Here is a 21,183-nt window from a genome sequence, read left to right on the forward strand (position 1 = left end):
AGGCCGAGCGGCCCGAGGCGCGGCTGGAGCGGGCGGTGCGCGCGGCCGAGCAGGCGCTGATCGAGTTCGAGATCGCGGTGGAGACCTTCCGGGTCGAGGTGGAGAACTTCTCCCGGCTCCACCACCAGAAGCTCGGCCCGATGTACGCGCGCCTGGACGAGCTGGACGCCCTCATCGCCGAGGCCCGGGCGGCCCGCACCGGTGACCCGGAGGACCTGCGCAAGGCGCGGGAGGCCCGGGCGATGGTGCTGCCGATGCCCGGTGTCGAAGAGCTCTTCCACCACTGGGTCGACTCCGACGGCCTGTCCCCCGAGGCCGCCGCGATGCTCACGGACCGGCCCGTGCAGCCCCCGAAGCGGGTACGGGTCCGCGACGAGGTGCGCAAGCTCTACCGCGAGCTCGCGCGCAAGGCCCACCCGGACCTGGCCCGCGACGAGGAGGAGCGGCAGCGGCGCGAGGAGTTCATCACGCGCGTCAACGCCGCCTACGGCCGTGGCGACGAGGCGCTGCTGCGGGAGCTGTCCGAGGAGTGGGCGCGCGGCCCGGTGCCGGCGGCGGCCGAGCTGAGCGAGAGCGAGGAGCTCTACGCCCGGCTGGACTGGCTGGCACGCCGCAAGGAGCTCCTGACGATCGTGGCCCAGGACCTGGAGGAGAGCGCGATCGGCGCGATGCTCCGGATGGCGCCCGACGACCCGGACCGCCTGCTGGAGGAGATCGCCGAGCAGCTGCTCGCGCAGGTCGCCGAGCGCGAGACGGAGCTGGCCGCGCTCACGCGCCAGGTGCAGTAGGTTCGAGGCGTACGTGACACGAGGCGTACGTGACACGAGGCGTACGTGACACGAGGCGTACGTGACAGATGGCGTACGTGAGACGTGACGTGCGTTCGATGCGACGAGAGAAGGCGTGACCCATGAACTTCGCCCAGCTGCCCGCGGTGGACGCCGCGTCCGTCCCGGCCGACGGGCTGGTACTGGACGTCCGCGAGGCCGACGAGTGGGCGGCCGGACACGTCGAGGGCGCGCTGCACGTGCCGATGAGCGACTTCGTGGCCCGCTTCGGCGAGGTGACGGAAGCGGTGGCCGACGGGCGGCGCGCCTATGTGATGTGCCGGGTCGGCGGCCGCTCCGCCCAGGTCACGCAGTACCTGGTCCAGCAGGGCGTCGACGCCGTGAACGTCGACGGCGGCATGCTCGCCTGGGAGGACGCCGGCCGCCCGATGGTCACGGACAACGGCACCGAGCCCTTCGTTCTGTAGCAGCCGTACGGAACGGAACGGAAGGGACGGACGGGCCGAGGGCCCGGCCCGTCGTCCCCCGGCGCGTCGGCGCGTCAGCGGTCGAAGTCGAGCTCGACCTCCGGTGTGGCGGGATGCGACTGGCAGGCCAGCACATAACCCGCCTCGGTCTCCTCGGGCTCCAGCGCGTAGTTGCGGTCCATCCGGACCTCGCCACTGACCAGGAACGCCCGGCAGGTCCCGCAGACGCCGCCCTTGCACGCGTACGGCGCGTCCGCGCGGGCGCGCAGCACCGTGTCGAGGAGCGACTCCGCCTCCTGCACCGGCCAGGTGCCGGACCGGCCGTCCAGGGTCGCGGTCAGGGTGGCGTGCGCGGGTATCGCGGCCGCCCGCACGGCGGCGGACGCCGTCCCGTCGTCCACGTGGAAGATCTCCTGGTGGACGCGGCCGCGCTCCACACCGAGCCCGCGCAGCGCGCGCTCGGCCGCCTGCACCAGCCCGAAGGGCCCGCACAGATACCAGCCGTCCACCTCGCCGACCGGCAGCAGCCGGGGCAGCAGCTCGGTCAGCCGCTCGCGGTCGAGCCGCCCGGACGGCAGCCCCGCCTGCTGCTCCTCGCGCGACAACACGGTGACCAGCTGGAACCGGCCGGGGAACCGGTCCTTCAGGTCGGCGACCTCGTCCACGAACATCGTCGAGGCGGCGGTGCGGTCGCTGCGTATCAGGCAGAACCGCGCCTCCGGCTCCCGCTCCAGGACCGTCGCCGCCATCGACAACACCGGCGTGATGCCGCTGCCGCCGACGATCGCCGCGAAGCGCCCGGGGCGCGGCGCCAGCAGGAACCGGCCCATCGGATCCATGACGTCGACCGTGTCCCCGGCGGCGAGCTCCTTGAGCGCGTACGTCGAGAACTCGCCGCCGTCCACCAGCCGGATGGCCACCTTCAGCACGGGGTCCACGCCCGGGGGCGCGGCGGGGGAGCAGATCGAGTACGTCCGGCGGATCTCCTCTCCCCGGGCCGTGGTGTGGCGCAGGGCGACGTGCTGGCCGGGGGTGTGGCGGAAGGCCTCGCGCAGCTCGGACGGCACGTCGAAGGTGACCGCCACCGAGTCGTCCGTGAGCCGCTCGACCTCGCTCACCCGGAGCGGGTGGAACATCTACAACTCCTTGAAGTGGTCGAACGGTTCGCGGCAGGTGGTGCAGCGGCGCAGCGCCTTGCAGGCGGTGGAGGAGAACCGGCTCAGCAGCTCCGTGTCGGTCGATCCGCAGTGCGGGCAGCGGATCGCGAGCGACACCGGCACCGGCCCGCCCCCGCCTCCACCCTGGTGGCGGGGCGGCGCTATGCCGAAATCGGCGAGCTTGCGGCGCCCTTCCGCGCTGATGTCGTCGGTCGACCAGGCGGGGGAGAGCACCGTCACCACGGAGACCTCCGGTACGCCGTGGTCGTGCAGCACCCGCTCGATGTCCGAGGACATCGCCTCGATGGCCGGGCAGCCGGTGTACGTCGGGGTCAGCTCGACCTCCACCCGGCCGGGGGCGAGGACGCGCACCCCCCGCAGCACGCCGAGCTCCTCCAGCGTCAGTACGGGCAGCTCGGGGTCGGGAACCGAGCCGGCCAGCCGGCTCAGCTCCTCCTCCAACGCCGTCCGGTCCGCTTCCGTCCGGTCCGCAGTGCCGGTCACCATGACGCCCCCGGGTGGCTGCGGTGCAGGTGCTGCATCTCGGCGAGCATCCGGCCGAACGGCTCCGTGTGCAGGCCCTGCCGTCCGGCGCCCGCTCGCCACGCGCCGCCGCGCGGACCGTCCGGCACGGTGAGCGTGGCCCGCTCCAGGACCGCCGTCACCGACGCCAGCCAGTCGGACTCCAGCTCCGGCCAGTCGACGTCGAGCCCCTCCACCGGCTGGAACAGCTCACCCGTGAAGCGCCACAGCGCCTGGCAGGCCCGGCGCATCCGCTCATGGCTCTCGGCGGTGCCGTCGCCGAGCCGCAGTGTCCACTGTTCGGCGTGGTCCTGGTGGTAGGCGACCTCCTTGACCGCCTTCGCCGCGAGCCCGGAGAGGTCGCCCGCGTCCGCCGCCGCGGCCAGCCGGCCGTACAGCAGCCGCTGGTAGGTGGAGAAGTACAGCTGGCGGGCGATGGTGTGGGCGAAGTCGCCGTTGGGCTGCTCCACCAGCTGGACGTTGCGGAAGGCCCGCTCCTCACGCAGGTACGCGAGCTCGTCCTCGTCCCCGACGAGGGAGAGCAGCACGCGCGCCTGGCCGAGGAGGTCCAGCGCGATGTTGGCGAGGGCCACCTCCTCCTCCAGGACGGGGGCGTGGCCCGCCCACTCGCCGAGCCGGTGCGACAGCACCAGCGCGTCGTCGCCGAGGGCGAGCGCCGCGGCGGTGCTCACGGTGGCGGTCACAGGTTCTTCACCCCCTCCGGGACCTCGTAGAAGGTCGGGTGCCGGTACGGCTTGTCGGCGGCCGGCTCGAAGAACGGGTCCTTCTCGTCCGGCGAGGAGGCGGTGATCGCCGAGGAGGGCACGACCCAGATCGACACGCCTTCGTTCCTGCGCGTGTACAGGTCGCGGGCGTTGCGCAGGGCGAGCTCCGCGTCCGGCGCGTGCAGGCTTCCCGCGTGAGTGTGGGACAGCCCGCGGCGCGAGCGCACGAACACCTCCCACAGCGGCCAGTCGCTGGTCGTCATGCCGTCGCCTCTCCGTGCTTCGCGGCGTACGCCGCCGCCGCTTCCCTGACCCAGGCGCCCTCTTCGTGCGCCCGCCGCCGCTGGGTGATCCGCTGTTCGTTGCAGGGCCCATTGCCCTTGAGGACGTCCCAGAACTCCGCCCAGTCGATCGGGCCGAAGTCGTAGTGTCCGCGCTCCTCGTTCCACCGCAGGTCCGGGTCCGGGAGCGTGAGCCCGAGGGCCTCGGCCTGCGGCACGCAGATGTCGACGAATCGCTGGCGGAGCTCGTCGTTGGAGTGCCGCTTGATCTTCCAGGCCATGGACTGCGCCGAGTGCGCCGACTCGTCGTCCGGCGGGCCGAACATCATCAGCGAGGGCCACCACCAGCGGTTCACCGCGTCCTGCGCCATCGCGTGCTGCTCGGGCGTGCCGCGCGAGAGCGCGAGCAGCGACTCGTACCCCTGGCGCTGGTGGAAGGACTCCTCCTTGCAGATCCGGACCATCGCGCGGGCGTACGGGCCGTAGGAGCAGCGGCACAGCGGCACCTGGTTGGTGATCGCGGCGCCGTCCACGAGCCAGCCGATGGCGCCGACGTCGGCCCAGGTCAACGTGGGGTAGTTGAAGATCGACGAGTACTTCTGGCGGCCCGAGTGCAGCTTGTCGAGCAGCTCGTCGCGGCTGACGCCGAGCGTCTCCGCGGCGCTGTAGAGGTACAGGCCGTGACCGGCCTCGTCCTGCACCTTGGCCATGAGGATCGCCTTGCGCCGCAGCGAGGGCGCGCGCGTGATCCAGTTCGCCTCGGGCTGCATGCCGATGATCTCGGAGTGGGCGTGCTGCGCGATCTGCCGGACGAGAGAGGCGCGGTACGCCTCCGGCATCCAGTCGCGCGGCTCGATCCGCTCGTCGGCGGCCACGGCGGCGTCGAAGGCCGCCTCGTACGCCTCCTGCGCGCCCTGCGTGTCCGTGGTCACTGCCGTCATCGGGCCCCCTACCGACCGATCGTTCGGTTGAATGACTTCAATGGTGAGTCGGCGGCCCGTAAGGTGTCAACCCTGTGGATAACTGCGGTGGATCGATGCGGATGGATGCGGATCGGGGCGGGATGGACTCGTACGACAAGGAGCGCGGGCACACCGAGCCCGCCGCGCACCCGGTGACCAGCACCGCGGCTGCCCCCCGACCTGCCGACCCCGTCCCCGCCGACGCGGAACCCGCTCCCGGCTCCGCCCCCGACGCGGAACCCGCCCCCGACGCCGACGCAGGCTCCGCCTCCGGCGCCGGGCGCCGGGTGCAGGCGGGCATAGCCGGGCTCTCGCTGCCGTACCAAGTCGTCGCCTCCGTCGCCGTCGCGGTCGTCGCCGTCTTCGCCTGCTACCACGTGGCCATGGTGTTCCTGCACGTCGCGCCGTCGAACACGCTCACGAAGCAGCACGGCGAGGCGGTCGACCAGTGGGTCTTCCCCGAGTTCGAGCAGAACTGGAAGCTCTTCGCGCCCAACCCGCTCCAGCAGAACATCGCCGTCCACGCCCGCGCCGAGGTCATACGCCCCGACGGCAGCCGCCGGACCACCGAGTGGATCGACCTCAGCGCCGACGACGGCGAGGCCATCCGGGGCAACCTCGCCCCGAGCCACGTGGACCAGAACCAGCTGCGCCGCGGCTGGGACTTCTACGCCAACTCGCACACCGCCGACAACCGCGCGAACGGCATGCGCGGCCGGCTCTCCGAGCGCTACATCCGGCGCATCACGATGCTCCGTCTGGAGGCCCACGACCTCGGTGGCCGCGTCGACCGCATACAAGTGCGCAGCTCCACCCGGGCCGTCGGGGCCCCGCCCTGGAGCGAGGAGAAGACCGACACCCGCGCCTACTACCGCACGCTCCCCTGGTGGACGGTGACCGCCGCCGACCTGCCCGCAGGCGTCGACAACGGCCGTACGGAGGCGCACCGGTGAACCAGACCCCCGCCACGTCCCCGGCCTCCGCCCCGGTCCGCGCTCCCCAGACGCTCGACCGCCGGCTCGCCCGCGCCGTCCAGCGCGTCACCGCCACGGCCCTCGGCCCGTACCAGTCCGCGATCATCCGCATCGGCTTCGCGGCCACCTGGTTCTTCTTCCTGCTGCGGGAGTTCCCCCACCGCCATGAGCTGTACGGACCCGAGGGTCCCTGGGCCTGGGAGATGGGCCAGGAGCTGATCGCGCAGAACCACTCCTTCACCGTCCTGATGTGGTCGGACAGCACGGTCTGGTTCGAGATCGTGTACGCGGTCGCCATGCTCTCCAGCGTGCTGCTGCTGATCGGCTGGCGCACCCGCACGGTGTCGGTGCTCTTCATGGCCGGGGTCCTGTCGCTGCAGAACCGCTCCATCTTCATGGGCGACGGCGGCGACAACGTCGTCCACCTCATGGCCATCTACCTCGTCCTCACCCGCTGCGGACAGGTCTGGTCCCTCGACGCCCGCCGCGCCCGCCGCGCCGCCCGAGAAGCCGCGGGCACGGGCTTCCGCCGCGACCCCGTCGGCCCCGCGCTCTGGACGGTGCTCGTCATCCCCCTGGTCGCCGCGACCGTCCTCAGCGACCGCACCGGCGAGACCTGGCTCCTGGTGCTGCTGTGGCTCCTGTGGGCGGCGCAGGGCCTGTGGTGGCTGGTGTGCCGGTACGCGCCCGGCGAGCCGCGCGTCCTGCTCGACGCCTTCGCCAACCTCGCCCACAACGCCACGCTCGCCGTGATCATGGCCGAGGTGTGCCTGATCTACGCCACCGCCGGCTGGTACAAGATCCAGGGCTCGCGCTGGCAGGACGGCACCGCGCTGTACTACCCGCTCCAGCTGGACTACTTCACGCCCTGGCCGTTCCTCTCCGACGTCCTCGCCGGCAGCGGCGTGATCGTGATGCTGGTGACGTACGGCACGGTGATCGTGCAGGTCGCCTTCCCCTTCACGCTCTTCAACCGGCGCGTCAAGAACGTCCTGCTGGTCGCGATGATGCTGGAGCACGCGGGGATCGCGCTGCTGCTCGGGCTGCCGTTCTTCTCGCTCGCGATGATCACCGCGGACGCCGTCTTCCTGCCGACCGCCTTCCTGGTCTGGCTGGGCGCACGGGTCAGCCGGGGCCGGGAGCGGCTGCTGCCCCGCTCGAAGCGCCCGCCGGCCGAGCAGCGGCCCGCCGACGCGCCGCCCGCCCCCCGTACCCTCGTGGGGTGACCAGCCAGACCAGCCAGACCAGCGAGATCAGCCAGACCGGCGAGACCAGCGAGGTCCCCCTCCAGCCCGTCCAGTACGACGAGGGCTACGGCCCCGAGATCGGCGTCGGCCCGCACCCCCTGCCGTGGCCGCAGGGCGAGCGGTACGACCCCGAGCTGCTCGCCCACGGCGACCGGCGCAACGTCGTCGACCGCTACCGGTACTGGACGCGCGAGGCGATCGTGGCCGACCTGGACACCCGGCGCCACGACTTCCACGTCGCCGTGGAGAACTGGGGCCACGACTTCAACATCGGCTCCGTCGTACGCACCGCCAACGCCTTCCTGGCGAAGGAGGTGCACATCGTGGGCCGCAGGCGCTGGAACCGGCGCGGAGCGATGGTCACCGACCGGTACCAGCACGTGCGCCACCACCCGGACACCGAGTCGCTGACCTCCTGGGCCGCCGCAGAGGGGCTGCCGATCATCGGAATCGACAACCTCCCTGGGGCCGTCCCCCTGGAGCGGACCGAGCTGCCGCGCCGCTGCGTGCTGCTGTTCGGCCAGGAAGGCCCGGGCCTCACGGAGGAGGCCCGGGAGCACGCGGCGATGGTCTGCTCCATCGCGCAGTTCGGCTCCACCCGGTCGATCAACGCCGGCGCGGCCGCGGCGATCGCCATGCACGCCTGGGTGCAGCGCTACGCGGAGATCGACACCCCCTAGATCCCGGGGCCTATGCCTGGCGGCGCACCTCCACCACCCGGAAGCGGTTCGCCACGAAGGCGCCGTCGCACAGCGCGGCGTTCGCCGCCGGGTTGCCGCCGGAGCCGTGGAAGTCGGAGAACGCCGCCGTCTGGTTGACGTACACCCCGCCCGTCAGGTTCAGCGACAGCTGCGCCGACTCCTCCAGGCAGACCTCCTCGACCGCGCGCTCGACATCCGCCGAGGTCGTGTACGCGCCGACCGTCATGGCGCCCTTCTCGCGCACCGTGCGCCGCAGCAGTTCCAGCGCGTCGGCGGTCGAGTCGACCGAGACGGCGAAGGCGACCGGGCCGAAGCACTCCGACATGTACGCCGCTTCCGCGTCCGGCTTGGAGCCGTCGAGCTTGACCACGACGGGCGTACGGACGACGGCGCCGGGGAAGTCCGGGTTGGCGACCTCGCGGGAGGCCAGGGCCACCTCGCCGAGCCCGGCGGCCGCCTCCAGGCGGGCCTTCACGTCCGGGTTGACGATGGCGCCCAGTAGCGCGTTGGCCCGGGCGTCGTCACCGAGCAGCCCGTCGACCGCGGCCGCCAGGTCGGCCACGACCTCGTCGTACGTCTTCGGTCCGGCGTCCGTCGTGATGCCGTCGCGCGGGATGAGCAGGTTCTGCGGGGTGGTGCACATCTGGCCGCTGTACAGGGAGAGGGAGAACGCCAGGTTCGACAGCATCCCCTTGTAGTCGTCGGTGGAGTCGACGACGACGGTGTTGACGCCCGCCTTCTCCGTGTAGACCTGGGCCTGACGGGCGTTGGCCTCCAGCCAGTCGCCGAAGGAGGTCGACCCCGTGTAGTCGATGATCCGGACCTCCGGGCGGACGGCGAGCTCCTTGGCGATGCCCTCGTCCGGCCGCTCGGCGGCCAGCGCCACCAGGTTGGGGTCGAAGCCCGCCTCCGCCAGCACCTCGCGGGCGATCCGGACCGTCAGCGCCAGCGGCAGCACGGCGCGCGGGTGCGGCTTGACCAGGACGGGGTTGCCGGTGGCCAGGGAGGCGAACAGGCCCGGGTAGCCGTTCCACGTGGGGAAGGTGTTGCAGCCGATCAGCAGCGCGATGCCGCGCCCGACGGGCGTGAACGTCTTGCGCAGCTCCAGCGGGTCCCGCTTGCCCTGCGGCTTCGACCACTCCGCGTCCTGCGGCGTGCGGGTCTGTTCGGCGTACGCGTACGCCACCGCCTCCAGGCCGCGGTCCTGCGCGTGCGGCCCGCCCGCCTGGAACGCCATCATGAACGCCTGCCCGCTGGTGTGCATCACGGCGTGCGCGAACTCGTGCGTACGGGCGCTGATCCGGGCCAGGATCTCCAGGCACACCAGGGCGCGGGTCTCGGCGCCGGCGTCCCGCCAGGCGGCCATGCCCGCGCGCATCGCCGGCAGCAGGACCTCGATGTCGGCGTGCGGGTACTCCACGCCCAGCTCCGGCCCGTACGGCGAGACCTCGCCGCCCGTCCAGCCGTCCGTGCCCGGCTGGTCCAGCTCGAAGCGGGTGCCGAGCACCGCCTGGTGCGCAGCGAGGCCGTCGGCGGCGCTCAGTGAGCCGCCCTCCCCGTACGCCTTCGGGTGCTCCGGGTGCGGCGACCAGTAGGCGCGGGTGCGGATCGCTTCGAGGGCCTGATCCAGCGTGGGCCGGTGCCTCTCGGACAGGTGGTCGGGGGTGAGCTGAGCGGCGGCCATGACGGACCAACTCCTCGTCGAGCTGGGCAGGGACAGGCGGACAGAGCTAGAGTAACCGAACGATCGGTCGGGACAAGGGGGCCTCCCGAACCTGTGGACAACTCATCGGGGAGGATCACTGTCATGACCGACAACCAGGCAGAGAGCCAGGCCGCCGAGCCCACCGGCACCACGGCCGTCGAAGCCGCCGATGCCGCGAGCGTGACGGCCGTCGAAGCCGCCGCCGAGGGCGCCGCGGCCGTGGAGCCGGGCGCCGCCGAGGCCGCGAGCGTGACGGCCGTCGACCGGGCCCGCACCGTCGCCGTCGTCGGCACCGGCACCATGGGCCAGGGCATCGCCCAGGTCGCCCTGGTCGCCGGCCACCCCGTCCGCCTCCACGACACCGTGCCCGGCCGCGCCCGGGAGGCCGCCGCGGCCCTCACCGGCCGCCTCGACCGGCTCGTCGAGAAGGGCCGGATATCGACGGAGGACCGCGCCGCCGCCGTCGCCCGCCTGCGGGTCGCCGACGGCCTCGACGACCTCGCCGACGCCGCGCTCGTCGTCGAGGCGATCGTCGAGCGGCTCGCGGTCAAGCAGGAGCTCTTCACCGCGCTGGAGGAGATCGTCTCCGACGACTGCCTCCTCGCCACCAACACCTCGTCGCTCTCCGTCACCGCCATCGCCGGGGCGCTGCGCCTGCCCGGCCGCTTCGTCGGCATGCACTTCTTCAACCCCGCGCCCCTGCTCCCGCTGGTCGAGATCGTCAGCGGCTTCGCCACCGACGAAACCGCCGCCACGCGCGCGTACGCCACCGCCAAGGCATGGGGCAAGACGCCGGTGCGCTGCGCCGACACCCCCGGCTTCATCGTCAACCGCATCGCCCGCCCCTTCTACGCGGAGGCGCTGCGCCTGTACGAGGATCGGGCCGCGGACCCGGCCACCATCGACGCCGTCCTGCGCGAGTGCGGCGGCTTCAGGATGGGCCCCTTCGAGCTGACCGACCTCATCGGGCAGGACGTCAACGAAGCGGTCACCCGGTCCGTCTGGGAGGCCTTCTACCAGGACCCGAAGTTCACCCCGTCCCTCGCCCAGCGGCGCCTGGTCGAGTCGGGACGCCTCGGCCGCAAGACGGGCCGGGGCTGGTACGCGTACGGCGAGGGCGCCGAGCGCCCCCGGCCGCGTACCGAGGCACCGGCGCCGGCGCCCGCCAAGATCACCGTGCACGGCGGTCTCGGCCACGCCGAGCCGCTCGTCGGCATGATCGAGGACGCGGGCATCAAGGTCCGGCGCCACAAGCGCGGCAACTACATCATCCTTCCGGGCGGCGGGCATCTGACGCTCGCCGACGGTGAGGCGGTCTTCGAGTACGAAGGCGAGGAGATCGTCTACTTCGACCTCGCGCACGACTACAGGACCGCCACCCGCATCGCCCTGGCCACCGCCCCGACCACCTCGCCCGAGACTCTGCAGGAGGCCGTCGGTCTCTTCCAGGCGCTCGGCAAGGACGTCACGGTGATCGGTGACGTACCCGGCATGATCGTCGCCCGTACGGTCACCATGCTGGTCGACCTCGCCGTCGACGCGGTCGAGCGCGGTGTCGCCTCCGCCGAGGACATCGACACCGCCATGCGCCTGGGAGTCAACTACCCGGCCGGACCCCTGGAGTGGGGCGCTCTGCTCGGTTACGAGTACGTGGCCGACGTGCTGCGCGCCCTGCACGAGCGCTACCCGACCGGACGTTATGCCCCCTGTCTGGGCGTCGCCCGCAAGGACCACGAGGAGAGGGCCGCGATGAAGGACCGGGACAGCCGATGACCACCGCCAGGCGTGACACGTACACCCCCGAGACGCTGCTGTCCGTCGCCGTCCGGGTCTTCAACGAGCGCGGCTACGACGGCACCTCCATGGAGCACCTCTCCAAGGCAGCCGGGATCTCCAAGTCCTCGATCTACCACCACGTCACGAGCAAGGAGGAGCTGCTGCGGCGCGCGGTCAGCCGGGCCCTGGACGGGCTCTTCGCGGTCCTGGACGAGCCGGGGGCCGCGCGCGGGCGGGCCATCGAGCGCGTCGAGTACGTGACCCGGCGCACCGTCGAGGTGCTGATGGACGAGCTGCCGTACGTGACGCTGCTGCTGCGCGTCCGCGGCAACACGAAGACCGAGCGGTGGGCGCTGGAGCGGCGCCGCGAGTTCGACCACCGGGTCGCCGACCTGCTGAAGGCCGCCGCGGCCGACGGCGACCTCCGCGCCGACGTGGACATACGGCTCGCCACCCGGCTGCTCTTCGGCATGATCAACTCGCTGGTGGAGTGGTACCGGCCGCAGCCGGGCGGTGACGCCGAGCGCCAGCAGCTCGCCGACACCGTCGCCCGCCTCGCCTTCGACGGGCTGCGTACGGTCCGGGGCGCTGCGTAGGTCAGGCCTCGTCCGCCGGCAGCCGCCGGTTCAGGTCCGTCTCCTCGAAGACCAGCAGCGTCCGCGTCGACAGCACCTCCGGGATGGACTGGAGCCTGGTCAGGACCAGCTCGCGCAGGGTGCGGTTGTCCGGCATGTGCACCAGCAGCAGGACGTCGAAATCGCCGCTGACCAGGGCGATGTGGGCAGCTCCGGGGAGGGCCTGGAGCTTCTCACGGACCGTGCGCCAGGAGTTCTGCACGATCTTGAGCGTGATGTACGCGGACGCCCCCTGCCCGGCCCGCTCGTGGTCCACCCGGGCCGTGAAACCGCGGATCACCCCGTCGTCGATGAGCCGGTTGATCCGCGCGTAGGCGTTGGCGCGCGACACGTGGACGCGGTCGGCCACGGAGCGTATCGAGGCGCGGCCGTCCGTTTGGAGGATCCGGAGGATGTCGCGGTCGATCGCGTCGAGCGGGCGCGGCGCCTGGTCCGGCTCGCCTCCCGTCGGCCGCAGCTCCCCGCCGTCCGGCCTGCCGTCGGCCATTTGTTCAGCTGCCATGCCCCCCCGCCTCTCCTCCATGGACGACCTGCCTTCATCCCAGGCTGTGGAGAACCGTTTGTCCACAGGCTGAAGGTGCCTGTAGCCAAAATGCATCCACGACCGAACAATCGGTAGGTGAGGCGCGTCACAGTCGCGCCGCCCTTCGGGTCTTATGCCCCGCTCCCACGAGGAGGTGCTGTCATGACGGTCCAAGAGCTGCCTGGTGCGGCCTCTTACCGGCCCGCCCCGCCCCCGGCGTGGCGGCCGCGCACCGATCCCGCACCGCTGCTCCCGGACCCCGAGCCGTACCGGGTGCTCGGCACGGACGCCGCGGCCGGGTTCGCGCCGGAGCTGCTGCGCAGGCTGTACGCCGAGCTGGTGCGCGGCCGCCGGTACAACGCCCAGGCGACGGCCCTCACCAAGCAGGGCAGGCTCGCGGTGTACCCGTCGACCACCGGGCAGGAGGCCTGCGAGGTCGCCGCCGCGCTCGTGCTGGAGGAGCGGGACTGGCTCTTCCCGTCGTACCGCGACACGCTCGCCGCGGTGGCCCGCGGCGTCGACCCCGTCGAGGCGCTGACCCTGCTGCGCGGTGACTGGCACACCGGGTACGACCCCCGCGAGCACCGGGTCGCGCCGCTGTGCACCCCGCTCGCCACCCAGCTGCCGCACGCCGTGGGCCTGGCGCACGCCGCCCGTCTCAAGGGCGACGACGTGGTGGCGCTCGCCATGGTCGGCGACGGCGGCACCAGCGAGGGCGACTTCCACGAGGCGCTGAACTTCGCGGCGGTCTGGCAGGCACCGGTCGTCTTCTTCGTCCAGAACAACGGCTTCGCCATCTCCGTCCCGCTCGCCAAGCAGACCGCGGCGCCGTCCCTGGCCCACAAGGCCGTCGGGTACGGCATGCCGGGCCGGCTCGTCGACGGGAACGACGCGGCCGCCGTCCACCAGGTCCTCTCCGAGGCGGTGGCCCGCGCCCGGCGCGGCGGTGGCCCGACGCTCGTCGAGGCCGTGACGTACCGCATCGACGCCCACACCAACGCCGACGACGCCACCCGCTACCGCGGCGACGGCGAGGTCGAGGCGTGGCGGGCGCACGACCCGATCCGGCTGCTGGAGCGGGAGCTGACCGAGCGGGGCCTCCTCGACGAGGAGGGGATACGGCAGGCCGCCGAGGATGCCGAGGCCATGGCGGCGCGGCTGCGCGAGCGGATGAACGCCGACGCGGAGCTGGACCCGATGGACCTCTTCGCGCATGTCTTCGCCGAGCAGACGGCACAACTGCGGGAGCAGGCGGCACAGTTGCGCGCCGAGCTCGACGCCGAGGGTGAGGCGTGATGACGACGGCGACGAAGACTGCGGCGAAGACGGCGGCCAAGCCCGCCACCATGGCGCAGGCGCTCCAGCGGGCCATGCGCGATGCGATGGCCGAGGATCCGTCCGTCCACGTCATGGGCGAGGACGTCGGCACGCTCGGCGGTGTCTTCCGGGTGACGGACGGGCTGGCCAAGGAGTTCGGCGAGGACCGCTGCACGGACACCCCGCTCGCCGAGGCGGGCATCCTGGGCACGGCCGTCGGCATGGCGATGTACGGGCTGCGGCCGGTGGTCGAGATGCAGTTCGACGCCTTCGCCTATCCGGCGTTCGAGCAGCTGATCAGCCATGTGGCGCGGATGCGGAACCGCACGCGGGGCGCGATGCCGCTCCCGATCGTGGTGCGCGTGCCGTACGGCGGCGGGATCGGCGGCGTCGAGCACCACAGTGACTCGTCCGAGGCGTACTACATGGCGACTCCGGGGCTCCATGTCGTCACGCCCGCGACGGTCGCCGACGCGTACGGGCTGCTGCGGGCGGCGATCGCCTCCGACGACCCGGTCGTCTTCCTGGAGCCGAAGCGGCTCTACTGGTCGCGGGCCGAGTGGTCGCCGGACGCGCCGGAGCCGGTGGAGCCGATCGGCCGCGCGGTGGTACGGCGGACCGGGCGCAGCGCGACGCTCGTCACGTACGGGCCGTCCGTGCCGGTCTGCCTGGAGGCCGCCGAGGCGGCGCGGGCGGAGGGCTGGGATCTGGAGGTGGTGGACCTGCGGTCGCTGGTGCCGTTCGACGACGAGACGGTGTGCGCGTCGGTACGGCGCACGGGGCGCGCGGTCGTCGTCCACGAGTCGACCGGTTTCGGCGGCCCGGGCGGGGAGATCGCCGCGCGCATCACGGAGCGGTGCTTCCATCACCTGGAGGCGCCTGTGCTGCGGGTGGCCGGCTTCGACATCCCGTACCCGCCGCCCATGCTGGAGCGGCACCACCTGCCCGGCGTGGACCGGGTGCTGGACGCGGTGGCGCGACTGCAGTGGGAGGCGGACAGCTGATGGCCCAGGTGCTGGAGTTCAAGCTGCCGGACCTCGGTGAGGGACTCACCGAGGCGGAGATCGTGCGCTGGCTGGTGGAGGTCGGGGACGTCGTCGCCATCGACCAGCCCGTCGTCGAGGTCGAGACGGCCAAGGCGATGGTGGAGGTGCCGTGCCCGTACGGGGGCGTGGTGACCGCGCGGTTCGGCGAGGAGGGGACGGAACTACCCGTCGGTGCACCGCTGTTGACGGTGGCCGTCGGGGCGGAGGCCGGGTCTTCCGGGGAGTCTGCCGAGTCCTCCGGAGAATCGAAGGCGGCGTCCGCCTCCGAGGAGGCGTCCGGGAACGTCCTCGTCGGATACGGGACGGGCGCGCCGGCCGCGCGCAGGCGCCGCGTGCGGACGGGCTCCGCCGCGCCTGCCGCCGCCGCGCCTTCCGCGCCGGTGGCCCCCGCCCCCGCCCCGGCTCAGGCGTCGGCGGCTCCGGTGTCTCCGGACGGCCCGGTGCCGGTGATCTCGCCACTCGTGCGGAAGCTGGCCCGGGAGCGCGGCCTCGACCTGCGCCAGGTGCGCGGCTCCGGTCCCGACGGGCTGATCCTGCGCGCGGACGTGGAACGGGCGACCGCCGAGCGGACCGCACCCGCCCCCGCCCCCGCGGAGGCCGCTCCCGTGCCCGCCGCGACCGGCGAGCGGGTGCCCCTGCGCGGCGTGCGCGGGGCGGTCGCCGACAAGATGGCCCGCAGCCGGCGCGAGATCCCCGAGGCCACGTGCTGGGTCGACGCCGACGCGACGGAGCTCATGGCCGCGCGCGCCGCGATGAACGCGGCCGGGGGCCCGAAGATCTCCCTGCTGGCGCTGCTGGCCCGTATCTGTACGGCCGCGCTCGCCCGCTATCCGGAGCTGAACGCCACGGTGGACACCGAGGCGCGCGAGATCGTGCGCCTGCCCGCGGTGCACCTGGGCTTCGCCGCCCAGACCGACCGGGGCCTGGTCGTCCCCGTCGTACGGGACGCGCACCGCCGCACGGCCGAGTCGCTGTCGGCGGAGTTCGCCCGCCTGACGGAGGCGGCGCGCGCCGGGACGCTGACCCCGGCCGACCTGACCGGCGGCACCTTCACGCTGAACAACTACGGGGTCTTCGGGGTGGACGGCTCGACGCCGATCATCAACCACCCGGAGGCGGCCATGCTCGGCGTGGGCCGGATCATTCCGAAGCCCTGGGTGCACCAGGGCGAGCTGGCCGTACGCCAGGTCGTCCAGCTGTCGCTCACCTTCGACCACCGCGTGTGCGACGGCGGCACGGCGGGCGGGTTCCTGCGGTACGTCGCCGACTGCGTGGAGGCGCCCGCGGTGCTGCTGCGCACCCTCTGACGCCCTCCGGCCGCCTCCAGCGCCCTTCGCCGGCACGGCCCCCGGATCGTCCCACCGACCCGGGGGCCGGGGCCCGCGCGGCCCGGGGAATACTGAGGGGGTGACCCGATGTGACGTTGTCGTGCTTGCCGGGGGATCGGCCAAGCGGCTCGGCGGAGTGGACAAACCCGGGGTGAGCGTGGGCGGACGCGCCCTGCTGGACCGGGTGTTGGCCGCCTGCCGGGAGGCCCCGCGGGTCGTGGTCGTCGGCGGTCGGCGGGCCACCGTACGCCCCGTGGTGTGGGCGCGGGAGGAGCCGCCCGGGGGCGGGCCGGTCGCCGCTCTCGCGGCCGGGCTACGGCAGGTGGAGACCGACACGGTGCTCGTCCTGAGCGGGGACCTGCCGTTCCTGGAGGAGGGCAGCGTACGGAAGTTGACCGAGGCCCTGCGGGACGGGACCGCCGAGGGCGTGCTGTCCGTGGACGCCGAGGGGCGCGACCAGCCGCTCGTCGCCGCGTACCGCACCGAACCCCTGCGGCGCGAAGTCGCGCTGTTGGCAACGGAATACGGCGGCTTGTCCGGTTTGCCGCTGCGGTTGCTCACTCAGGAGCTGGATCTCGTACGGCTCCCCCTCGGACCGCTGGCCTCCTTCGACTGCGACACCTGGGAGGACATCTCCACGGCCCGTGCCCGCATCAGGGAGCATGGGCACGTGCTGGACGAATGGATCACCGCAGTCAAGGCCGAACTCGGCATCGAGCTGGACGTCGACACCGGCCTCCTCCTCGACCTGGCCCGTGACGCCGCCCACGGCGTCGCCCGGCCCGCCGCGCCGCTCACCACCTTCCTGGTCGGCTACGCCGCGGCCAAGGCCGGCGGTGACGGCCCCGAAGCCGTCGCCGAGGCGGCGCGCAGGGCCGCGGCGCTCGCCGACCGCTGGGCGAAGGAAGCCGAAGAGGAATGACCGGACCGGGAGCGCAGGAGCGGCACCGCGCCACACCCTGGGGCGAGGCCCGGGCCGTCGCCGCCCGCGAAGGGTGGGCGGGACGGGCGCGGTCCCGTCGGCTGGCGTCGGCAGACGCGCTCGGGCGGGTGCTCGCCGAGCCGCTCGTCGCGCTCACCGACCTGCCGTCGTTCGACACCTCGGCCATGGACGGCTGGGCCGTCGCCGGGCCCGGCCCGTGGACGGTGGCCGGGAGCGGCTCCGTGCTGGCTGGTCACGCCACGGCCGCCGAGCTGCCCGACGGCTCGGCGGTACGGATCGCCACCGGCGCCCGGGTACCGCGGGGTGCCACCGCCGTGGTCCGCGCCGAGCACTCCCGTACGGAGGCCGACGGCACCCGGCTGCACGCCGAGCGCGAGGTCCTGCCCGGGCAGGACATCCGCCCCCGGGGCCAGGAGTGCCGCTCCGGCGACGAACTGCTGCCCGCGGGCAGCCCCGTGACGCCCGCCGTGCTGGGCCTCGCCGCGGCCGCCGGCTACGACGACCTGCCGGTCATCGAGCTTCCCCGCGTGGAGGTCCTCGTCCTGGGCGACGAGCTGCTCACCGCCGGGCTCCCGCACGACGGGCTCATCCGTGACGCCCTCGGGCCCATGCTCGGCCCCTGGCTCACCGCACTCGGCGCGGACGTCATCGCCACCCGGCGCATCGGCGACGACGCCGAGGCGCTGTACGCGGCGGTCACCGGGTCCTCGGCCGATGTGGTGGTCACGACCGGGGGCACGGCCGCCGGGCCCGTCGACCACGTCCACCCGGTCCTCCGCAAGGCCGGCGCCGAGCTGCTGGTCGACGGCGTGAAGGTGCGCCCGGGCCACCCGATGCTGCTCGCCCGCCTCGCCCCCGGCACGCACCTGGTGGGGCTGCCCGGCAACCCGCTCGCCGCCGTGTCCGGGCTGCTCACCCTCGCCGAGCCCCTGCTGCGCGGCCTCGCCGGCCGACCGGCCCCCGAGCCGCACACGACCCCTGAGCCGTACGCGGCGTCCGGCCCGCACGCGCCCGCCGGCCCGGCCGTGGCCCCGGAGCCGTACCGGCTGGCCGTACGCGACGAGGTGCAGGGCCATCCGTACGACACGCGGCTCGTGCCGGTCGTGCGGCGGGCCGGGCAGGCCGTGCCGCTGCACTACAACGGCCCGGCCATGCTGCGCGGCATAGCGGCGGCCGACGGGCTCGCGGTCGTTCCTCCGGGCGGCGCCGCGCCCGGTGACGTCCTGGAGATCCTCGGCCTGCCCTGGCCATCGACCACCGAAGGGTGTTTCACGTGAAACTTCCCGGCCATGACGCGATGGCCAGGCGGGCCGAAGAGCAGCTGATCACCTCACGGATCAGGCTGCCCCGCCAGGTCATGGAGCGCCCGCTGCGGCAGGTGGCCAAGCGGCTGCTGATGGCCCTGTGCGTCCTCGCGCTGACCGTCTTCATCGTCGTCGTGGACCGACACGGCTACCACGACAACGCCGACGGGAAGGTCGGCGTCCTCGACGCCGTCTACTACGCCACCGTGACGCTGTCCACGACCGGATACGGCGACATCGTCCCGCACAGCGGCAGCGCGCGGCTTGTCAATGTGCTGCTGGTGACGCCGCTGCGCGTGCTGTTCCTGATCATTCTCGTCGGCACCACTCTCGAGGTCCTCACCGAGCGCACCCGGGAGGAGTGGCGGCTGAACCGCTGGAGGTCCACGTTGCGCGACCACACCGTCATCGTCGGATTCGGTACGAAGGGCCGCTCGGCGGTCCAGACGCTCTGCGCGACCGGTCTGAAGAAGGAGCGGATCGTCATCGTCGACCCGAGCGACAAGGTGATCGAGACCGCCAACAGCGACGGGCTCGTCGGGGTCGTCGGCGACGCGACCCGCAGCGACGTCCTGCTGAGAGCCGAGGTACAGCGGGCGCGCCAGATCGTGGTGGCGACGCAGCGCGACGACACGGCGGTGCTGGTCACCCTGACGGCGCGCCAGCTCAACCGCGGCGCCAAGATCGTCGCCACTGTCCGCGAGGAGGAGAACGCGCCCTTGCTGCGCCAGTCGGGCGCGGACGCCGTGATCACCAGCGCCAGCGCGGCGGGCCGGCTGCTCGGCCTGTCGGTGCTGAGCCCGAGCGCGGGCACGGTGATGGAGGACCTGATCCAGTCGGGCAGCGGCCTCGACCTGGTCGAGCGGCCGGTGATAAAGGCCGAGGTCGGCAAGAGCGTGCGGGAGACCGACGACCTGGTGGTCAGCGTGCTGCGCGGGCACCGGCTGCTGGGGTACGACGACCCGGAGGCGAGCCCGCTCCAGCTGACGGACCGGGTGATCACGATCGTCCGGGCCAAGCCCGTCACACCGCTGAGCACGCCGCCGGAGTAGCGGCGGCCCCGGAGCGACGGGAGGGGAGCAGGAGTAGCGTCGCCGCCATGCATGCGATCACGATTCCGGAACCAGGTGGACCAGAGGCGCTCGTCTGGGCCGAGGTGCCCGATCCCGTGCCGGGCGAGGGCGAGATCCTCATCGAGGTGGCCGCCGGCGCCGTCAACCGAGCCGACCTGCTCCAGCGGCAGGGCTACTACGACCCGCCGCCCGGGACTTCCCCGTACCCGGGGCTCGAATGCTCCGGGCGCGTGGCGGCGCTCGGCCCCGGCGTCGCGGGGTGGGCCGTCGGCGACGAGGTGTGCGCGCTGCTGGCCGGTGGCGGCTACGCGGAGAAGGTCGTCGCGCCGGTGGGGCAGGTGCTCCCCGTGCCCGAGGGCGTGGACCTGGTGACGGCGGCGGCGCTGCCCGAGGTGACCGCGACGGTGTGGTCCAACGTGTTCATGGTGGCGCACCTGCGGCCGGGTGAGACTCTCCTCGTCCACGGGGGCTCCAGCGGCATCGGCACGATGGCGATCCAGCTGGGGAAGGCGGTGGGCGCGCGGGTCGCGGTCACGGCCGGCGGCCCCGAGAAGCTGGCGCGCTGCGCCGAGCTGGGCGCGGACATCCTGATCGACTACCGCGAGCAGGACTTCGTCGAGGAGATCAAGAAGGCCACGGACGGCGCGGGCGCGGACGTCATCCTCGACATCATGGGCGCCAAGTACCTGGACCGGAACATCAAGGCGCTCGCCGTGAACGGCCGCCTCGCGGTCATCGGGCTCCAGGGCGGCGTCAAGGGCGAGCTGAACCTCGGGGCGCTGCTGGCGAAGCGCGCGGCGGTGACGGCGACCTCGCTGCGGATGCGGCCGCTGGAGGAGAAGGCGGCGATCGTGGCGGCGGTGCGGGAGCACGTCTGGCCGCTGCTCGCGGCGGGCACGGTGCGGCCGGTGGTGGACCGGGCCTTCCCGATGCCGGAAGCCCCGGAGGCGCACCGCACGCTGGAGTCGAGCACCCACGTGGGCAAGGTCCTGCTGGTCACCCCCTGACCGTACGCACGGGCGAGGCCCGGCCCCCGTGAAGGGAGCCGGGCCTCGAAGCGCCGTCCACAACAAGCCCTACAGGTGACAGAACAAGCCCTACAGGTACGGGCCCGAGCGGATGGCGCCGTGGGAGCGGTCGTCATCGTCGTGGTGCGCGGCGGCGGGAAGCGCGCGGCGCATCTGCTCCAGCTGGGCGCGGGCCGCCATCTGCTGGGCGAACAGCGCCGTCTGGATGCCGTGGAACAGGCCCTCCAGCCAGCCCACCAACTGGGCCTGCGCGATGCGCAGCTCCGCCTCCGACGGGACCGCCTCATCCGTGAAGGGCAGGGACAGGCGCTCCAGCTCCTCGACCAGCTCCGGCGCCAGACCGTCCTCCAGCTCCTTCACGGAGCCGCGGTGGATCTCCTTGAGGCGGACCCGGCTCGCCTCGTCCAGAGGAGCCGCGCGGACCTCTTCCAGCAGCTGCTTGATCATGCTGCCGATGCGCATCACCTTCGCGGGCTGCTCGACCATCTCGGTCACCGGGATCTCGCGCGGCTCGTCGTCGCCGTCCCCGCCGCCGAGCGCCATCCCGTCCTGCCCCACTACGAGGATGTGGGGGTTGCTCTCCTGCGACCGTTCATTCCTCGGCATCTCCATGGCGCCCATTCTCTCGTACACGTGCGTCATCACACGGTCTGCCCCTGGAGGAGGGTGATCCACCCTCCT

The 21,183-nt window shown here is 73.0% G+C and carries 21 protein-coding genes and 1 pseudogene; 14 read left to right on the forward strand and 8 right to left on the reverse strand.

The genetic code is table 11. The annotated features are described in order from the left end of the window. Positions 1 to 23: 23 nt before the first annotated feature. Both ACZ42X_RS09545 and ACZ42X_RS09550 read left to right on the forward strand, forming a co-directional pair. Complete coding sequence (locus ACZ42X_RS09545) at positions 24 to 788, forward strand: hypothetical protein (RefSeq protein ID WP_468287453.1); 765 nt, start codon at positions 24 to 26, stop codon at positions 786 to 788. Positions 789 to 910: 122 nt separating this feature from the next. After that, positions 911 to 1,255, forward strand: coding sequence for a rhodanese-like domain-containing protein (locus ACZ42X_RS09550; RefSeq protein ID WP_468286259.1), 345 nt, complete (start codon positions 911 to 913; stop codon positions 1,253 to 1,255). A gap of 74 nt (positions 1,256 to 1,329) precedes the next feature. Here the strand turns inward: ACZ42X_RS09550 and ACZ42X_RS09555 are convergent, their stop codons facing one another. From ACZ42X_RS09555 to paaA, 5 genes are read right to left on the reverse strand one after another with little or no spacing between them, the layout of a single operon-like run. Beyond that, positions 1,330 to 2,391: a 2Fe-2S iron-sulfur cluster-binding protein gene (locus ACZ42X_RS09555; protein ID WP_468286261.1), complete on the reverse strand. Its 1,062-nt coding sequence runs from the start codon at positions 2,389 to 2,391 to the stop codon at positions 1,330 to 1,332. Continuing rightward, complete coding sequence (paaD, locus tag ACZ42X_RS09560; RefSeq protein WP_468286263.1) at positions 2,392 to 2,919, reverse strand: 1,2-phenylacetyl-CoA epoxidase subunit PaaD; 528 nt, start codon at positions 2,917 to 2,919, stop codon at positions 2,392 to 2,394. It lies immediately after the preceding gene. Then, entirely contained in the window at positions 2,913 to 3,638 is a 726-nt protein-coding gene (gene paaC / locus ACZ42X_RS09565; protein ID WP_468286265.1) for a 1,2-phenylacetyl-CoA epoxidase subunit PaaC, read from the reverse strand. The genes paaD and paaC overlap by 7 nt, the downstream gene beginning before the upstream one ends. Then, entirely contained in the window at positions 3,635 to 3,922 is a 288-nt protein-coding gene (paaB, locus tag ACZ42X_RS09570) for a 1,2-phenylacetyl-CoA epoxidase subunit PaaB (protein ID WP_361425744.1), read from the reverse strand. Before paaB ends, paaC begins: the two co-directional genes overlap by 4 nt. Next, positions 3,919 to 4,881 carry a 1,2-phenylacetyl-CoA epoxidase subunit PaaA gene (gene paaA / locus ACZ42X_RS09575; RefSeq protein ID WP_468286267.1) on the reverse strand — a complete coding sequence of 321 codons (963 nt, stop codon included), beginning with the start codon at positions 4,879 to 4,881 and terminating at the stop codon, positions 3,919 to 3,921. Before paaA ends, paaB begins: the two co-directional genes overlap by 4 nt. A gap of 95 nt (positions 4,882 to 4,976) precedes the next feature. Here paaA and ACZ42X_RS09580 point away from each other — a divergent pair, with 95 nt between their 5' ends. The 3 genes from ACZ42X_RS09580 to ACZ42X_RS09590 are packed head-to-tail and all read left to right on the forward strand — an operon-like array spanning position 4,977 to position 7,803. After that, positions 4,977 to 5,855 carry a DUF5819 family protein gene (locus tag ACZ42X_RS09580; RefSeq protein WP_468286270.1) on the forward strand — a complete coding sequence of 293 codons (879 nt, stop codon included), beginning with the start codon at positions 4,977 to 4,979 and terminating at the stop codon, positions 5,853 to 5,855. Beyond that, complete coding sequence (locus ACZ42X_RS09585) at positions 5,852 to 7,102, forward strand: HTTM domain-containing protein (RefSeq protein WP_468286272.1); 1,251 nt, start codon at positions 5,852 to 5,854, stop codon at positions 7,100 to 7,102. Before ACZ42X_RS09580 ends, ACZ42X_RS09585 begins: the two co-directional genes overlap by 4 nt. A gap of 26 nt (positions 7,103 to 7,128) precedes the next feature. Continuing rightward, positions 7,129 to 7,803, forward strand: a complete 675-nt coding sequence (locus ACZ42X_RS09590; protein WP_468287456.1) for a TrmH family RNA methyltransferase — start codon at positions 7,129 to 7,131, stop codon at positions 7,801 to 7,803. A 10-nt stretch (positions 7,804 to 7,813) separates the two neighbouring features. On the opposite strand, the gene paaN is transcribed toward ACZ42X_RS09590, so the two are convergent. Further along, positions 7,814 to 9,508: a phenylacetic acid degradation protein PaaN gene (gene paaN, locus ACZ42X_RS09595; protein ID WP_468286274.1), complete on the reverse strand. Its 1,695-nt coding sequence runs from the start codon at positions 9,506 to 9,508 to the stop codon at positions 7,814 to 7,816. Positions 9,509 to 9,778: 270 nt separating this feature from the next. On the opposite strand from paaN, the gene ACZ42X_RS09600 reads away from it, so the two are divergent. Continuing rightward, positions 9,779 to 11,302, forward strand: coding sequence for a 3-hydroxyacyl-CoA dehydrogenase (locus ACZ42X_RS09600; protein ID WP_468287459.1), 1,524 nt, complete (start codon positions 9,779 to 9,781; stop codon positions 11,300 to 11,302). Beyond that, positions 11,299 to 11,901, forward strand: coding sequence for a TetR/AcrR family transcriptional regulator (locus tag ACZ42X_RS09605; RefSeq protein WP_468286276.1), 603 nt, complete (start codon positions 11,299 to 11,301; stop codon positions 11,899 to 11,901). The genes ACZ42X_RS09600 and ACZ42X_RS09605 overlap by 4 nt, the downstream gene beginning before the upstream one ends. Before the next feature lies 1 nt (position 11,902). On the opposite strand, the gene ACZ42X_RS09610 is transcribed toward ACZ42X_RS09605, so the two are convergent. Beyond that, positions 11,903 to 12,442 carry an Lrp/AsnC family transcriptional regulator gene (locus ACZ42X_RS09610; RefSeq protein ID WP_361425720.1) on the reverse strand — a complete coding sequence of 180 codons (540 nt, stop codon included), beginning with the start codon at positions 12,440 to 12,442 and terminating at the stop codon, positions 11,903 to 11,905. 183 nt (positions 12,443 to 12,625) lie between these two features. On the opposite strand from ACZ42X_RS09610, the gene pdhA reads away from it, so the two are divergent. From pdhA to ACZ42X_RS09645, 7 genes and pseudogenes are all read left to right on the forward strand, one after another. Beyond that, on the forward strand, positions 12,626 to 13,759 hold the full coding sequence (pdhA, locus tag ACZ42X_RS09615; RefSeq protein ID WP_468286279.1) for a pyruvate dehydrogenase (acetyl-transferring) E1 component subunit alpha: 1,134 nt from the start codon (positions 12,626 to 12,628) through the stop codon (positions 13,757 to 13,759). Beyond that, positions 13,759 to 14,784: an alpha-ketoacid dehydrogenase subunit beta gene (locus ACZ42X_RS09620; RefSeq protein ID WP_468286282.1), complete on the forward strand. Its 1,026-nt coding sequence runs from the start codon at positions 13,759 to 13,761 to the stop codon at positions 14,782 to 14,784. Before pdhA ends, ACZ42X_RS09620 begins: the two co-directional genes overlap by 1 nt. Then, on the forward strand, positions 14,784 to 16,133 hold the full coding sequence (locus tag ACZ42X_RS09625) for a dihydrolipoamide acetyltransferase family protein (protein WP_468286285.1): 1,350 nt from the start codon (positions 14,784 to 14,786) through the stop codon (positions 16,131 to 16,133). The genes ACZ42X_RS09620 and ACZ42X_RS09625 overlap by 1 nt, the downstream gene beginning before the upstream one ends. Positions 16,134 to 16,233: 100 nt before the next feature. Next, on the forward strand, positions 16,234 to 17,076 hold the full coding sequence (locus ACZ42X_RS09630; RefSeq protein WP_468286288.1) for an NTP transferase domain-containing protein: 843 nt from the start codon (positions 16,234 to 16,236) through the stop codon (positions 17,074 to 17,076). Beyond that, positions 17,052 to 18,374 (forward strand): annotated as a pseudogene (locus ACZ42X_RS09635) (molybdopterin molybdotransferase MoeA); the annotation flags it as partial. The gene ACZ42X_RS09630 and the pseudogene ACZ42X_RS09635, both read left to right, overlap by 25 nt. A gap of 20 nt (positions 18,375 to 18,394) precedes the next feature. Further along, positions 18,395 to 19,453 (forward strand): potassium channel family protein, encoded by a 1,059-nt coding sequence (locus ACZ42X_RS09640; protein ID WP_468287462.1) that lies wholly within the window; start codon positions 18,395 to 18,397, stop codon positions 19,451 to 19,453. A gap of 47 nt (positions 19,454 to 19,500) precedes the next feature. After that, positions 19,501 to 20,481 carry an NAD(P)H-quinone oxidoreductase gene (locus tag ACZ42X_RS09645; RefSeq protein WP_468286291.1) on the forward strand — a complete coding sequence of 327 codons (981 nt, stop codon included), beginning with the start codon at positions 19,501 to 19,503 and terminating at the stop codon, positions 20,479 to 20,481. 90 nt (positions 20,482 to 20,571) lie between these two features. On the opposite strand, the gene ACZ42X_RS09650 is transcribed toward ACZ42X_RS09645, so the two are convergent. Further along, the gene (locus ACZ42X_RS09650; RefSeq protein WP_361425696.1) at positions 20,572 to 21,114 is read right to left on the reverse strand and encodes a bacterial proteasome activator family protein; all 543 of its coding nucleotides are present in this window, start codon (positions 21,112 to 21,114) and stop codon (positions 20,572 to 20,574) included. Positions 21,115 to 21,183 lie beyond the last annotated feature (69 nt).

Source organism: Streptomyces sp. NPDC030862 (genome assembly GCF_055571835.1).